Source organism: Amycolatopsis panacis, assembly GCF_003600245.1.
GTDB lineage: Bacteria > Actinomycetota > Actinomycetes > Mycobacteriales > Pseudonocardiaceae > Amycolatopsis > Amycolatopsis sulphurea.
This window is the reverse complement of the sequence record NZ_QZFV01000095.1, coordinates 25,189-39,369: the sequence shown is the minus strand read 5'-3', so window position 1 is coordinate 39,369 and position 14,181 is coordinate 25,189. Positions and strand designations below refer to the sequence as shown.

Annotated in this window: 13 protein-coding genes; 6 read left to right on the top strand and 7 right to left on the bottom strand. The window is 69.0% G+C overall.

Annotated features, from left to right (window positions below):
* The first annotated feature begins 18 nt into the window (after nt 1-18).
* The 4 genes from D5S19_RS19750 (at nt 19) to D5S19_RS19735 (ending at nt 5,508) form a co-directional block, all read left to right on the top strand.
* Nucleotides 19-1,524: a DUF7782 domain-containing protein gene (locus D5S19_RS19750; protein ID WP_233574039.1), complete on the top strand. Its 1,506-nt coding sequence runs from the start codon at nt 19-21 to the stop codon at nt 1,522-1,524.
* A complete protein-coding gene (gene dtd, locus D5S19_RS19745) occupies nt 1,521-1,946 on the top strand; it encodes a D-aminoacyl-tRNA deacylase (RefSeq protein WP_120024827.1) in 426 nt (141 codons plus the stop codon). The genes D5S19_RS19750 and dtd overlap by 4 nt, the downstream gene beginning before the upstream one ends.
* A gap of 271 nt (nt 1,947-2,217) precedes the next feature.
* Nucleotides 2,218-3,249 carry a sigma-70 family RNA polymerase sigma factor gene (locus D5S19_RS19740; RefSeq protein WP_120024826.1) on the top strand — a complete coding sequence of 344 codons (1,032 nt, stop codon included), beginning with the start codon at nt 2,218-2,220 and terminating at the stop codon, nt 3,247-3,249.
* 597 nt (nt 3,250-3,846) lie between these two features.
* A complete protein-coding gene (locus tag D5S19_RS19735; RefSeq protein ID WP_120024825.1) occupies nt 3,847-5,508 on the top strand; it encodes a fumarate hydratase in 1,662 nt (553 codons plus the stop codon).
* 22 nt (nt 5,509-5,530) lie between these two features.
* Here D5S19_RS19735 and D5S19_RS33600 read toward each other — a convergent pair whose 3' ends face one another.
* From D5S19_RS33600 to D5S19_RS19715, 4 genes are all read right to left on the bottom strand, one after another.
* Nucleotides 5,531-5,965 (bottom strand): MarR family winged helix-turn-helix transcriptional regulator, encoded by a 435-nt coding sequence (locus D5S19_RS33600; RefSeq protein ID WP_120024824.1) that lies wholly within the window; start codon nt 5,963-5,965, stop codon nt 5,531-5,533.
* On the bottom strand, nt 5,962-7,395 hold the full coding sequence (locus D5S19_RS19725) for an MFS transporter (protein ID WP_120024823.1): 1,434 nt from the start codon (nt 7,393-7,395) through the stop codon (nt 5,962-5,964). The genes D5S19_RS33600 and D5S19_RS19725 overlap by 4 nt, the downstream gene beginning before the upstream one ends.
* 287 nt (nt 7,396-7,682) lie before the next feature.
* Nucleotides 7,683-8,135 carry a hypothetical protein gene (locus tag D5S19_RS19720; RefSeq protein WP_233574038.1) on the bottom strand — a complete coding sequence of 151 codons (453 nt, stop codon included), beginning with the start codon at nt 8,133-8,135 and terminating at the stop codon, nt 7,683-7,685.
* A gap of 41 nt (nt 8,136-8,176) precedes the next feature.
* Nucleotides 8,177-8,674: a hypothetical protein gene (locus D5S19_RS19715; protein ID WP_120024822.1), complete on the bottom strand. Its 498-nt coding sequence runs from the start codon at nt 8,672-8,674 to the stop codon at nt 8,177-8,179.
* Nucleotides 8,675-8,896: 222 nt separating this feature from the next.
* On the opposite strand from D5S19_RS19715, the gene D5S19_RS19710 reads away from it, so the two are divergent.
* Together D5S19_RS19710 and D5S19_RS19705 are read left to right on the top strand one after the other, a co-directional pair.
* Nucleotides 8,897-10,129 carry an APC family permease gene (locus D5S19_RS19710; RefSeq protein WP_120024821.1) on the top strand — a complete coding sequence of 411 codons (1,233 nt, stop codon included), beginning with the start codon at nt 8,897-8,899 and terminating at the stop codon, nt 10,127-10,129.
* 260 nt (nt 10,130-10,389) lie between these two features.
* Nucleotides 10,390-11,193 carry a S1 family peptidase gene (locus D5S19_RS19705; RefSeq protein WP_407641765.1) on the top strand — a complete coding sequence of 268 codons (804 nt, stop codon included), beginning with the start codon at nt 10,390-10,392 and terminating at the stop codon, nt 11,191-11,193.
* 112 nt (nt 11,194-11,305) lie between these two features.
* Here D5S19_RS19705 and D5S19_RS19700 read toward each other — a convergent pair whose 3' ends face one another.
* The 3 genes from D5S19_RS19700 to D5S19_RS19685 form a co-directional block, all read right to left on the bottom strand.
* The gene (locus tag D5S19_RS19700) at nt 11,306-12,334 is read right to left on the bottom strand and encodes a YhjD/YihY/BrkB family envelope integrity protein (RefSeq protein ID WP_120024819.1); all 1,029 of its coding nucleotides are present in this window, start codon (nt 12,332-12,334) and stop codon (nt 11,306-11,308) included.
* Between the two features lie 40 nt (nt 12,335-12,374).
* Nucleotides 12,375-13,166, bottom strand: coding sequence for a transglutaminase-like domain-containing protein (locus D5S19_RS19695; protein WP_120024818.1), 792 nt, complete (start codon nt 13,164-13,166; stop codon nt 12,375-12,377).
* Between the two features lie 513 nt (nt 13,167-13,679).
* Entirely contained in the window at nt 13,680-14,156 is a 477-nt protein-coding gene (locus D5S19_RS19685) for a pyridoxamine 5'-phosphate oxidase family protein (RefSeq protein WP_120024816.1), read from the bottom strand.
* Nucleotides 14,157-14,181: the final 25 nt, after the last annotated feature.

Below are 14,181 nucleotides of genomic sequence, written 5' to 3'. Positions count from 1 at the left end.
TTGTGGCAGGATTAGTCCGTGCACACCAACACAGACTTGCCTGATCTGTCCGAGGACATCTGCGCCCGCCTGCGCGAGGCCTTCCGCCGCGCCGGCTACGACGCCGACGGGGTCGTGGCCGCACTCGGCGGCGCGGCCCACACCGCCCTCGGCCGCGGCGAGCCCGAACCCGCCCGCCGCGCCAGCCTCGACGCGGGAGAACTGGGCTGCCTCATCCGAGTATTTCTGCTCGGCCTCGCCGAGCCGGAGAAGACCGTCTTGAACGCTTTCGCGCCACTGAGCGTGAGCGAGGCCGTAACGGCAGGTATTCTCCGCCCCGCAGGAGACGGATTCGCTGCGGCACTGGACATTCGCCCCCACGGTGACGAAGAAGGCTCCTGGTGGGTCGTCTCCGATCTCGACGCCGACATGCTCGGCCACGCCGTGCCCGGAGACCACGTCCTCGGCGTCGGGCACGCTTCGCTCAGCCTCATCCGCGCGACGAGCCGTCGTCCGGTGAACCGGTTGCTGGACCTCGGAACCGGCAACGGCGTGCAAGCGCTGCACGCCACCCGGCATGCCCGGCAGGTGACGGCCACCGACGTGTCCGCGCGTGCCCTCGCGCTCGCCGCGGGCACGTTCCGGCTCAACGAGCTGGACGTGGAACTGTTGCGCGGTGAGTGGTTCGCACCGGTCGCGCGCCGCCGGTTCGACCAAGTGGTGTGCAATCCGCCATTCGTGGTCGGCCCGCCCCGCGTCGACTACACCTACCGGGATTCCGGCCTCGCCGGTGACGACGCCAGCGCATTGGTCGTACGGCAGCTGCCGGGCTTCCTCGACGACGGCGGCGTCGGTCAGCTGCTCGCCTCATGGCTGCACCGGCGCGGCGAAGACTGGGCCGACCGCGTGACGCGCTGGTTGCCTGCGGAGACCGACGCGTGGTTCGTACAACGCGACGTCGCGGATCCGGGTCTCTACGTCGGCACCTGGCTACGCGACGAAGGCATCGACCCGCGTTCCCCGGAAGGCCGCGCGAAAGCATCCGCGTGGCTCGATTGGTTCCGGGAGAACAATGTTCAAGGCATCGGCTTCGGATTCGTCACGCTCCGCCGCGCGAACGACCGGACGCCGACTGTCGTATGCGAAGACCTTCGCCAGGCATACGACGATCCGCTCGGCCCGGAAGCCGCGAACTGGCTCGACCGCGTCGAATGGCTGCGTACGCATAACAACGAACTCCTCGACACTGCGTTCCGTGTCCCGGACACCGTGCTGCTCGAACGCGTCGACTCTCCCGGCGACGAAGGCTGGCAGACGACCGTGCAACGGCTGCACCGCACGGACGGCCCCGGCTGGCAGCACGAAGTCGACGAACTCACCACGCGCCTGCTCGCCGGCTGCCGCGGTCTGCTCCCGCTCACCGACCTGGTTGAGCTTCTTGCCGCCGCACAAGGGTTGGCAGTGGAAGAGCTGGCCGCCGCGGCGCTGCCGGTGGTCCGCGAACTCGTCCGCCACGGCATGCTTGTCCCGGCGTCCGCACAGTGAGGGCGGTGGTGGCGCGGGTCACCCGCGCGAAAGTGACCGTCGGAGACGACGTCGTCGGCGAGATCGGCGAACCCGGGCTGCTGGTGCTGCTCGGCGTCCACGCCGACGACGACTCGGCGAAAGCGGCCGCAATGGCCCGAAAACTGCACGAAATGCGGCTTTTGCGCGACGAAGAGTCCTGCGCCACCACCGGCGCACCCTTGCTCGTGGTGTCCCAATTCACGCTCTACGGCGACACCCGCAAGGGCCGCCGCCCCTCGTGGACCGCGGCCGCACGCCCGGAAACCGCGGCACCGCTCGTCGACGCCGTGGTCGCCGGACTGCGCGAGCGCGGCGCGTCCGTCGCGACCGGGCGCTTCGGCGCGATGATGGCGGTGGAGAGCGTGAACGACGGTCCCTACACCGTCATCCTTGAGGTCTAGACCACGCGTGACCTATGCTCCGTCCGGGTGTTCATGACCCACATTCCCCGCCCGGACGAGGTTTCTCAGCAAAACCTCAGTTTTGGTGGAGCAACCGCCTGCCCGCCCGGGCCGTCTCCCGATCGGCGCACCGGGAACGTTTCTCCGACCCGGCGCGTTGACACCAGTGTCCAGCCAAGCCGGCTGGGCCCGCGGACCGGGATTCCACAGGCCCCGCTCCTCGGGCAGAAGCACCGGCGAGACACGTTCAGCCCGTGACCGGGGAGGCAGAATGTCAGTCCAGACTCTCGAACGCGAAACGCGCGGGATTCGTGAGCGCGGGATCCCAGCACCGCAGACCCAGGAGCCGGTGAGCGTGGGGGCGCTCACCGACGCCGACCTCGACGCGCAGAGCCCGGCCGCCGACCTGGTGCGCGTGTACCTCAACGGCATCGGCAAGACCGCGCTGCTCACCGCGGCCGACGAGGTCGACCTCGCGAAGCGGATCGAGGCCGGCGTGTTCGCCCAGCACATGCTGGACACCGCCGGGAACCTCACCGGCCAGCGCCGCCGGGAACTGTCCGCGCTCGTGCGCGACGGCCACCGCGCCAAGAACCACCTGCTGGAGGCCAACCTCCGGCTGGTCGTGTCGCTGGCCAAGCGCTACACCGGCCGCGGCATGCCGCTGCTGGACCTGATCCAGGAGGGGAACCTGGGCCTGATCCGCGCGGTGGAGAAGTTCGACTACTCCAAGGGGTTCAAGTTCTCCACCTACGCCACCTGGTGGATCCGGCAGGCCATCACCCGCGGCATGGCCGACCAGGGCCGCACCATCCGGCTCCCGGTGCACCTCGTCGAGCAGGTCAACAAGCTCGCCCGGATCCGGCGCGACCTGCACCAGCAGCTCGGCCGGGACGCCACGCACGAGGAACTGGCCGCGGAATCGGGCATCCCCGAGCACAAGATCTCCGACCTGCTCGACCAGTCCCGTGACCCGGTCAGCCTCGACATGCCGGTCGGCACCGAGGAGGACGCGCCGCTCGGCGACTTCATCGAGGACTCCGAGGCCACCGACGCGGAAAGCGCGGTCATTTCCGGGCTGCTGCAGGACGACATGCGCCGCGTACTCGCCACCCTCGACGACCGCGAACAGCACGTCATCCGGCTCCGCTACGGCCTCGACGACGGCCAGCCCCGCACCCTCGACCAGATCGGCAAGCACTTCGGCCTCTCCCGCGAACGCGTACGCCAGATCGAACGCGAGGTCATGTCGAAGCTCCGCCAGGGCGAGCGAGCCGACCGGCTGCGCGCGTACGCGAGTTGACCGACTGGGTTGCGGTGAGGTGTGTTCGCGGAACACGCTCACCGTAGCGGTCAACTCGGTGTCCTTTGGGGGTCGAACCCCCAAACCCCCGCCAGGGGGCAAGCCCCCTGGACCCCCGGCGTGGTCACCTTTGGGGGGCAAGCCCCCTGGACCGGCGTGGTCACCTTTGGTCTGGGCCGGTTGCCTTGGGTGTGGGTAACCGTCAGGTGACCGCGTTGGGGGTCAGGGGGTCAGGTTCGTGTCTCGGATTGCCGGGGGCGGGTGCGTGCGCACCGGGTGGTCGAGTTGTTACGAGGGGTTGGGTCGAGCGGGTTTGGGTGCGAGACTGGGTGGGTAGGAAGCGGGGGTGACGTCCGGCGGGGGGCCGGGCCGGACGGTCGCGGTGAGGCCACGCGGGTGGGTGTAAGCGCAGCCACGCCGCTTTCCCCGGGAGGTCGGGTCCGTCGGGGTGGGCCCGGCCTCCCGAACCACAACCCGCCGGCGCGGCCGGTATCCCGCCGGGCGTGTGGTATCCCACAGTGACCCTGCGGGGGCGCACGGCGCCGCGGCGGCCTGAGTACCGTGGGCGGATCCCGATCAGGGCAAAGGAGCCTGGCTGTGCCGTCCACCACGTTTCAGCACACCGAAGTCCTGCCGCTGGGCAAGGACACCACCACCGAGTACCGGCTGGTCACCACCGACGGGGTGGAAACCGTCGAGGCCGCGGGCCGGACGTTCCTCAAGGTCGACCCCGCGGCACTCACCACGCTCGCGCGCACGGCCATCACCGACATCCAGCACCTGCTGCGCACCTCGCACCTGACCCAGCTGCGCTCGATCGTCGACGACCCCGAGGCCAGCGGCAACGACCGCTTCGTCGCCATGGACCTGCTGCGCAACGCGGCCATCTCGGCCGGCGGCGTGCTCCCCATGTGCCAGGACACCGGCACCGCCATCGTCATCGGCAAACGCACCGAGGGCGTGCTCTCCGGCGGCGACGACGAACGCGCCCTGTCCCAGGGCATCTTCGACGCCTACCAGCAGCTCAACCTGCGCTACTCGCAGATGGCACCGCTGAACTTCTGGGAAGAACGCAACACCGGCACCAACCTCCCCGCCCAGATCGAGCTGTACCACAAGGACAGCACCGCCGGGAAGCCCGGCTACGAGTTCCTGTTCATGGCCAAGGGCGGCGGCAGCGCCAACAAGACGTTCCTGTACCAGGAGACCAAGGCCGTCCTGAACCCCAAGCGGCTCGCCCGGTTCCTGGACGAGAAGCTGCGCAGCCTCGGCACCGCCGCCTGCCCGCCGTACCACCTGGCGATCGTCGTCGGCGGGATGTCCGCGGAGTTCAACCTCAAGGTCGCGAAGCTGGCCTCCGCCCGCTACCTGGACAATCTGCCCACCGAAGGCTCGGAACTCGGCCACGCCTTCCGTGACCGCGACCTCGAACAGCAAGTGCTGGAGATGACCCGCCAGTTCGGCATCGGCGCGCAGTTCGGCGGCAAGTACTTCTGCCACGACGTCCGCGTGATCCGGCTCCCCCGGCACGGCGCCAGCTGCCCGGTCGGTGTCGCGGTCAGCTGCTCGGCCGACCGCCAGGCCAAGGCCAAGATCACCACCGAGGGCGTGTTCCTCGAACAGCTCGAACGCGACCCGGCCCGGTTCCTCCCGGAGATCACCGAGGACGAGCTGTCCGAGGAAGTCGTCGCCGTCGACCTGAACCGGCCGATGACCGAGATCCGCGCCCAGCTCGCACAGCTGCCCGTGAAGACCCGGCTGTCGCTGACCGGCCCGCTGGTGGTGGCCCGCGACATCGCGCACGCGAAGATCGCCGAACGGCTCGACGCCGGCGAGGAGATGCCGCAGTACCTGCGCGATCACCCCGTGTACTACGCGGGCCCGGCCAAGACCCCCGAGGGCTACCCGTCCGGTTCGTTCGGCCCCACCACGGCCGGGCGGATGGACTCCTACGTCGCCCAGTTCCAGGCCGCGGGCGGCTCGCTGGTGATGCTCGCCAAGGGCAACCGCTCGAAGCAGGTCACCGCGGCCTGCCGCGAGCACGGCGGCTTCTACCTCGGCTCGATCGGCGGCCCGGCCGCCCGGCTGGCCAAGGACTGCATCAAAAAGGTCGACGTGCTCGAATACGCCGAACTCGGCATGGAGGCGGTCTGGCGGATCGAGGTCGAGGACTTCCCCGCGTTCATCGTGATCGACGACAAGGGCACCGACTTCTTCGCCGAGACCAGCGAACCGGTCCTGCAGATCAGCTTCCGCTGAGGCAACGCCGCGGACGGACCCCTCAGTGTGGTCCGTCCGCAGTGGACGGACCTGGCACCAGCAGCGCGGTGATCCGGTCCAGCGCGGCCAGATCGGCCACCGGCAGCGCCCGCAGCTGCGGCGGCGGCTCCCCCAGGATCTCCTGCGCCCGCGCGGCCGCCTCGGCACCGGCCGCGGTCGCGGTCACCACCCGGCTGCGGCGGTCCTCGGGATGCGGCTCCCGGACCGCCAGCCCGCGCCGCACCAGCTCGTCCACCACCAGCGTGGTGTAGGGCCGGTCGGTGCTCAGCCGATCGGTCAGCTCCCGCATGGTCAGCGGCCCCGCGGCCACCTTGAGCAACGCCTTCACCTTGATGAAGCTCATGCCCAGCTCCGCGGAGGCGACGCTGCGCCGATCGTGCAGCTCCAGCACCATCGCCCGCAGCCGGGCCCACACCCGGAACGCCTCGTCGTTCATCCCGTGGCCACCGGTTCCGGATCCAGCTCCGCCGCGACCCGGCACGCTCCCGCCCGCGCCCGCGCGCTCGTCGTGACCAGACCCAGCATCAGCACCAGCAGCCCGCATCCGGCGATAATCCACCATCCGGCGTGACTCGCCTCGGCCAGCCCCGCCCCGAACCCGCCGTGCGCCCCGCCGGTCACCACCGCGCCGATCACCGCGACCCCGAGCGAGGCTCCCACCTGACGGCTCGTCGACGCGATCGCGGCGGCCACCCCGGCCTGTGCCCGCGGCATCCCGGACACCGCCGCGTTCGTAATCGGCGCGTTGACCATGCCGAACCCGAGCCCGAAGAGCACATAGGCGAGCATCAGCCACCACAACGGGGTGTCCACCGTGATCGTCGCGAGCAGACCCGCCGACGCCGCGATCGCCGCACCCGCCAGCACGAGCGGGAACCGCGCCCCGCGGGTGCCCACGATCCGCCCGGACAGCGGCGCCGCGACCGCCGTCACCACCGCCATCGGCAAGGTCAGCAGCCCGGCGTGCAACGCGCTGTAGCCCCGGCTCTCCTGCAGGTAGAGCGTGTTGACGAAGAGGAACCCCGCAAGCGCCGCAAACGCGCAGACCGCGATCACAGTGGCCCCGGAGAACGGGACACTGCGGAAGAACCTCAACTCCAGCAACGGTTCCGTGCGCCGTCGTTCATACGGCACGAGCACCACCAGCGCGAGCAGCGCCAGCCCGAAGGACACCATGATGTGCGGGGCGCCGTACCCGGCGTCGCGGCCCTCGATGATCCCGTAGGTCAGCCCGGCCAGGAACACCATCACCAGCAACTGCCCCACCGGGTCGAGCCGGCGTGCCCGCGGCGCGCGTGATTCCGGCACGAACACCGCGGTCAGCACCACCGCCGCGAGCACGACCGGGACGTTGATCCAGAAGATCGACCGCCACCCCGCCGAGGCGACCAGCGCCCCGCCGACGACCGGGCCGACCGCCATGCTCAGGCCGACCACCCCGCCCCAGACGCCGATCGCGCGGGCGCGTTCGCGGGGTTCGGTGAAGGTGTTGGTGATGATGGACATCGCGACCGGGTTGAGCATCGACCCGCCGATCGCCTGCACCGCGCGGAACGCGATGAGCAGTCCGGGATTCGGCGCCAGCCCGCACAGCAGCGAACCGAGACCGAACAGCACCAGCCCGGTCTGGAAGGTGCGGCGCCGGCCGATCCGGTCCGCGGTGGACCCGGACAGCATCAGCAGGCCGGCCAGCACCAGCGTGTACGCGTCGATGGTCCATTGCAGGCTCGACACGGACGCGCCGAGTTCGCGCTGGATCGCGGGCAGCGCCAGATTCACGATGGTGTTGTCCAGGCCCACGATGAACAGGCTCAGACAGCAGACCGCGAGGACCAGCTGCCGCCGCCGGTGGCTCAGCTCCGGCATGTGCCTCCGATCGAGATGGTTATAGCTCTACAACATTTATAATGCTACAACTACCTCGGCCGGACTGGTCCGGACGGGGCGAAGATCACCGGCCGGACCGGACATCCGGCGTATACCGGGCGAAATCAGTCGGGGAACAGCGCCCCGAGCCGGGCGAGGGTCTTCTCGATCGCCTCCGCGTTGCGCTTCGGGAATCCGGCGAACCCCCGCCGAAATGCTGTGAAGGGTCCCTTCACGGACTCTGAGTCCGTGAAGGGACCCTTCACAGCCTTGACACGGGAGCGTCGTCACCGGGGTGAGGACTGCTTCAGGACGACTGTCCGATCGCCGAGCGGGGCCGTCAGCGGCACCGTGATCACCGGGTGCCGCAGGTCCATCGTGCACATCTGGCCGGTCTGCGCCTTGGTTTCGCTCAGGTCGATCACCACGTGCTGCGGGGTCTGCTCGACCGCTTCGCCGAGCGCGTGCTGACAGCCGCCTTCCTCGGCGCGCACGACCAGGACCTTGCCGCCGTCGCTGGTGTAGACCTCACGCGGGAATTCCCTCGGCAGCGCGGCCGGGTCGAGCTTCGCCGCAGGCACCGGGATGCTGCCCGCCGGTGCCTGGTACTGCGGCTTGACGGACGGGGACGAACTCGGGGATGGGGAGCCCGCCGGCGCCGTGGCCATCGATTGCCCGCCGCACGCGGTGACCGTCGCGAGGATGATTGCCGTTCCGATCAGCTTCGTCGAGTACCTCATGCACAGGGGACGGAATGAACGCCGCGGTGGGTTGCATCCGCTCAGGAACCGGGCCGCAGCACGAGCTGCCGCCCGCCGAGCGGCGCGTTCAAGTGCACGAACAGCGGGTTCTCCTTGATGTGCATGGGACACATCTGCCCGCGCGGCGCCTGGGTCAGGGTCACGGTCACCACGACCTGACTCGCCGTCTGCTCCCCGGGAGCGGCGCTCAGGCGCTCACAGCCGGCTTGCTCGGCCTGGATCACCACGGTCGCACCACCGTCGGCGAGAGTCACGTCGTGCGGGTAATCCGCGGGCAGCGCCGACACGTCGACCTGGTTCGCCGCCGGATCGGTGTCCCCCGGCGGGACGCCCTGCGTCGGGTGGCTCCGTGGCGGCACATTCGTCGAAGGCGACGGCGGTGTGGTGCTCGGAGCAGGCGGCGTGGTCGTCGAAGCAGGCGGCGTCGAAGATGGCGCGCTCCCGGCGTTGTGCGCGCCGCAGCCGGCCACCACGAGCAGCAGCGCACCCGTTCCGAGGATCTTTCCGGTTCTCCGCATACCCGTGCGGACGGAATCCAGGGCGTTCGGGTTGCATCGGCAGCCCAGAAATCCGGGCAGCGAGCCCGCCCCAGCCCCAACCAGCGTGACCACCAGCAACAGCACCGTGCCCGCCGACGCGAGGAAGACCCGGCCACGGTCGGTGAGAGCCCGAGCCTATGCCCGTCACCCGTTGCATGGTTCGCTATCCCGGTAACGAGCCCGACCGCAGGAGGACTCCCGATGCCGCTCGCACGCAGACTCGGCCTGACCGACGCTGTCTTCGTCGGGCTAGGGTCGATGATCGGCGCCGGAGTCTTCGCCGCCTTCGCACCCGCGGCCCGCGCCGCCGGCGCTGGGCTACTGCCTGCTCTCGCCATCGCCGCCGTAGTCGCGTATTGCAACGCCGCTTCGTCAGCACGACTAGCGGCGCGTTATCCGGAGTCCGGAGGCACGTACGTCTACGGGCGTGCCCGGCTCGGCGATTTCTGGGGTTACCTCGCGGGTTGGGGCTTCATCACCGGGAAGACAGCAAGCTGTGCGGCCATGACGCTCACCGTCGTCGCGTACGCCGCACCAGACCTTGGGAAGCCATGGCGAACTGTTCTCGCCGTCTGCGTCGTTGCCCTCGTGACGAGCGTGAACTATCTCGGCGTACATCGGTCCGCACTCGCAACCCGGGTCATCGTCTGCATCACGCTTGTCGTGCTGACAGTCGTCTCCATCGCAGGCGTCTCAACCGACCACACCACGGTGGCGTTCTCACCGTTCTTCGGTAACGGAGTATTGGAAGCTGCTGGGCTGTTGTTCTTCGCGTTCGCCGGGTACGCACGGCTCGCCACACTCGGCGAGGAAGTGCGCGACCCAGCCCGTACGATCCCCCGGGCCATCCCGATCGCGCTCGCGTGCACCCTTGTCGTGTACGCGGCAATTGCTTTGGTACTACTGACAACGCTCGGCCCAGCCCGGCTGGCACAGAGCACAGACCCCCTCGCCGAAGCAGCGCCATGGCCTTGGTTGGCACCAGTTGTTCGCATCGGAGCGACTGTCGCCGCGCTCGGTTCTCTGCTCGCGCTCGTACTCGGGGTTTCGCGCACCATGCTCGCCATGTCTCGCGACGGGCATTTACCGCGCGCGTTGTCCGCCGTACATCCCCGCTTCCAGGTGCCACACCGCGCCGAACTGACTGTCGGCGTCATCGTCGCCATCCTTGCCAGCTTCACAGACCTCCGTAACGCTATCGGGTTTTCGTCCTTCGCCGTCCTGGCGTACTACGCAATCGCGAACGCCGCGGCAATGACGTTGCGGCACACCGAAGGCGCCACACGCCGTTTCATCGCCATCTCCGTCGTCGGACTGATCGGATGCCTCGTACTGGCGTTCAGTCTTCCCCTCACGTCGGTCCTGGCTGGTGTCGCCGTACTGGGAATCGGTGCTGCGGTATACGGAATCCGGCGCATGCGCCCGCGTCAATAACACCGGATCCGGCCTGACACAAGGCTTCGGTGCGAGAGGTCCGTTCGCTCCAGCCGCACCCCATACCCCATTCGCCGAGGCACACCCGCGAATCGGGCCCGAAACCGCAACCCGGAAGTATGCCCACTGTGGTGAAGAATTCCGAGGATCCGAAGAAAGTTGGTTGTCCGCTTTCGGGTGCTCTGGTGTAGTCGAACCGTCGCCGGCTTCTCCCCGGCACGCCTCGACTCTCCACAATGGATACCGGAAGGACCATTCCTTTGACCAGAAGATGGATCAGCCTGCTCACCAGATCCGCGGTGGCCGCCGCGGCATGTCTCACAGCCGCCAGTCTCGCCACCCCCGCCGCTGCCGCATCCCCGCCTTCGGCCAACGGCACCGCGGTGGTCGGCGGCAGCCGCGCTAGCCAAGGCGAATTCCCCTGGATGGTAAGGATTTCCGACGGCTGCGGCGGCGCTCTCTACACCGAGCGGATCGTGCTCACCGCAGCGCACTGCGTAGACCGCACCGGCAAGGACACCTCGATCACCGCCACCCTCGGCGTCGTCGACCTGCACGACTCAAGCGCCACGAAGGTGCGTTCCACCTACGTCTACCGCTCCCCCACCTACGACACCACCGGCGGCGACTGGGCACTGATCAAGCTGGCCCGCCCGGTCCGCGGGATCCCCACCCTGCCGCTCGCCACCGCCGCCGACTACAACAAGGGCAAGTTCACTGTCGCCGGCTGGGGCTACACCGTCGAGGACGGCAATCAGCAACGCTACCTGCAGAAAGCCGAAGTCCCCTTCGTCGACGACCAAACCTGCCGTTCCCAGGGCGGCGAATACGACGGCCTGCAACCGGATGCGGAGATCTGCGCCGGGTACGTGGACGAAGGTGGCGTCGACAGCTGCCAGGGCGATTCCGGCGGCCCCCTCTTCCGCCGCGACGACGCCGACCAGTGGATCCAGGTCGGCATTACCAGCTGGGGAACCGGCTGCGCCCGCCCCCACGCCCCTGGCGTGTACACCGAAGTGAGCACCTTCGCCGCCGACATCGCCGCAGCCGCGAAGAAGATCTGACCCGCCCGCCGGCGTTGACCGCTCACTGTCCGAAGTGGACTCCCCGAGGATCCGCCGACCCGGGCCGTCACCGGCCGGCGAACGCCACCACCATGACCCGAGGGGAGTCTGCCTACTTCTTGCGACGCCCGCGCAGCGCCAGCATCGTCCCCAGCACACCGAACACCACACCGAACACTGCCGGTACGGCACTGTTCTGCTTCTGCAGGACAATCGGCCGCAGCTGAGTCGCCGCGGGCGGGGGCAACGGCTTGCGCGGGGCGTCGCGAGCGGTCGCAGTCCACGCGGTGATGTAGACGAGCATCCGGGCGATCAACGAGATGAAGAAGAGGACACCGATGACCGAACCGAACGCCACCACCGACGGCGAGTTGCTGATCAGCCGCAAGTAGAAGCCACCGGCCTGCTTCAGCAGTTCGAAGCCGAGCGCCGCGGCCACCGCACCCCGCATCGCACTGCGCGAGCCCACTCGTTCCCGCGGCAGGCGCGTGAGCACCCACAGGAACACCAGCCAGTCAGCCAGCAGCGCGAGCGGCACGGACGCCACCGACAGCGCTGTGTGGCCCCAGCCCGTGTCCTCGACCCCGACGGCCTTCAGCAGGGAATGGCCGACCGCGGTACCGGACACCGTGATACCGAAGGACACCAGAAGGGAGGCCGCCAGCCCGAACAACGCGAGAATGTCCATCACGATCGTCCGCAGCAGCGGTGCGTCGGATCGGTTCTGCCCGTACATCGCGGTAAGCGCGTCCCGTAGCGCGTTCATCCAGTTCCACCCGGAGTACAGCCCGACCACCAGACCCGCGATACCGACCCCGGTGCGCTGCTCGACGAACCCGTTCAGCAGCGTGGTCGCCTGGTCGCCGAGGCCGCCCGGCAGCACGCCGGTCAGCGCGTGTAGCAGCGAGGTGAGCAACTGCGGCTGGTTCGCCAGCACGAACCCCGCGATCGAGAAGGTCAACATCAGGATCGGGACCAGCGAAAGCAGACTGAAGTAGGTGATCGACGCGACGTAGTGGTAGCCGCCGTACTCGATGTACCGGTTCGTGGCCCGGGCCAGGTGGTCGAGCCACCGGTGGCGGGCACGCGCCTGGGCCCACTTGCTCGGCCCGGGCACCTTGCGGGAACGCTTCACGGACATTGTCTACCCAGCTATCACATGCTTTGTCGCGGGACACGCGTCACGCGAGCGAAACCGACGCGTGTCCGTCATCCCGGGGCAGCGGCCCGTCTGTGGTGGCGAACACACTCGCACCGAGAAAATCAAGTTCACACCCGAGCGTCGCGAGAAACGGTGTATCGGCGGCGTCACGTCCGGTGGCGATGCGCAGCATCGTCTGCCGAGGCGCAAGCCGCGTTGCGTCGAAAACGTACCAGCGGCCGTCGATACCGGCTTCGAAGACTGCGTGAAAGTCCATCGGCTGCAAACCTGGCGCATACACCGACGTGTAACGCGCAGGGATGTCGACTAAGCGGCATAGCGCGATGCATACGTGCGCGAAGTCGCGGCAGACGCCTTCGCCGGCCAACAGCGTGTCGACCGCGTCGCAGGTCGGTCCTCCGGAGCCGACCACATACGCGATGCGCTCGTGTACGTGGTCGACGATTGCCCGTACCCGCGCACGGGCATCGACGAAGCTGTCTATGCCCGGCGGCAGCAGTCCGCCCATCCGATCCGAAGGACAGTACCGACTCGGCCTCGTATAGCGCGCGACGTCAGCGAGCGTCACCGTCTCGGCCACAGCACGCTGCACCGTGCGCTCCCCGTGGTAAGTGACGCGATGCTCGCCCACCTCAAGGTCATAAACTTCCGCGCGGGTGCCATGCTCAAACTCGGCAATGCGCGGAGCACCCGCGCCGGACACCGCGATTTCCCCGGAATCCGCGTGCACCGCGGCGACCGAGACCGCCGCGAGACCGGGTTTCGTCACCCGAACCCCGAACTCGGCATCGACCGTCACACGCCGCGCCATCGCCCCATCATGCCGGGGCGTCACGCGCTCCGCCGATCAGGCTTGCCCGACCAGGCGGCGCCCGATCCCGGTAAACCAGCTGAACCGCAGCCGTCCCGGCGGGCGTCCTGAGTAATCCGCAGACGCCGACCATCCCCGCAGCCGAGCACTTGCACACCCCTATCACCCGACACGCCCGCCATCCCCACATCCCAGCCACCACGCACGTCGACCGTCCCCGCGTCCCGACCACCTCGCACGTCGGCTACCCCCGCGTCCCACCCACCCACACGTCGGCCACCCTTACGCCACCACGTCCACCATCCCCACATCCCAGCCACCTCGCACACCGACCATCCCCGCACCACCACGCCCACCACTCCCACGCCCCGATCACCACGCACACCGACCATCCCCGCACCACCACGCCCACGCCCCGATCACCACGGACGCCGACCATCCCCGCGGCCGAGCCACCGCACGCCAACCACCTCACAGGCCACCCGCACGCCGGTCGCCCCCACGCATCCCCCGTCACCCCAGCACCGTTGGCACCACCGGCCCGTTGTCCGGTCGCGCGAAGCGCACCCATCGGCCCGGGTGCCACGACTCGATCAGCAGAGTGTTCCCTTCGACCCAGGTCAGCACTGCCTCTTCGATCTCCAGCCGGAACAGGTGAGTCGGCTCCGGCCCTTGTATGCGGGTGATCTCCGCGAGATCGGTGATCGCCACCGCGCGCCCGGCGATCTTCGCGTCGCCGCCCTCCTCGATGGCGGGCGCGGCGTGCAGGGCGAACCGGCCGTCGCGGAGGAGGTCGCGGGCCTTGCGGGCGTCCAGCATCGAGCCCACGTAGGCCTCGTCGCCGCGGAAGGCGATCTCGCTGCCGCTGACGCGGGGCGCACCGTCCCTCCGGAGTGTCGCCAGGACGTGGGACTCCGCCGCACTGAACCGCGCCTTCACCCGCTCGGCGAGGGACGGGACCGCGGTGCTGAACTCAAGCCAGCTGGTCATGCGGACACTGTCTCATCCGGCACCG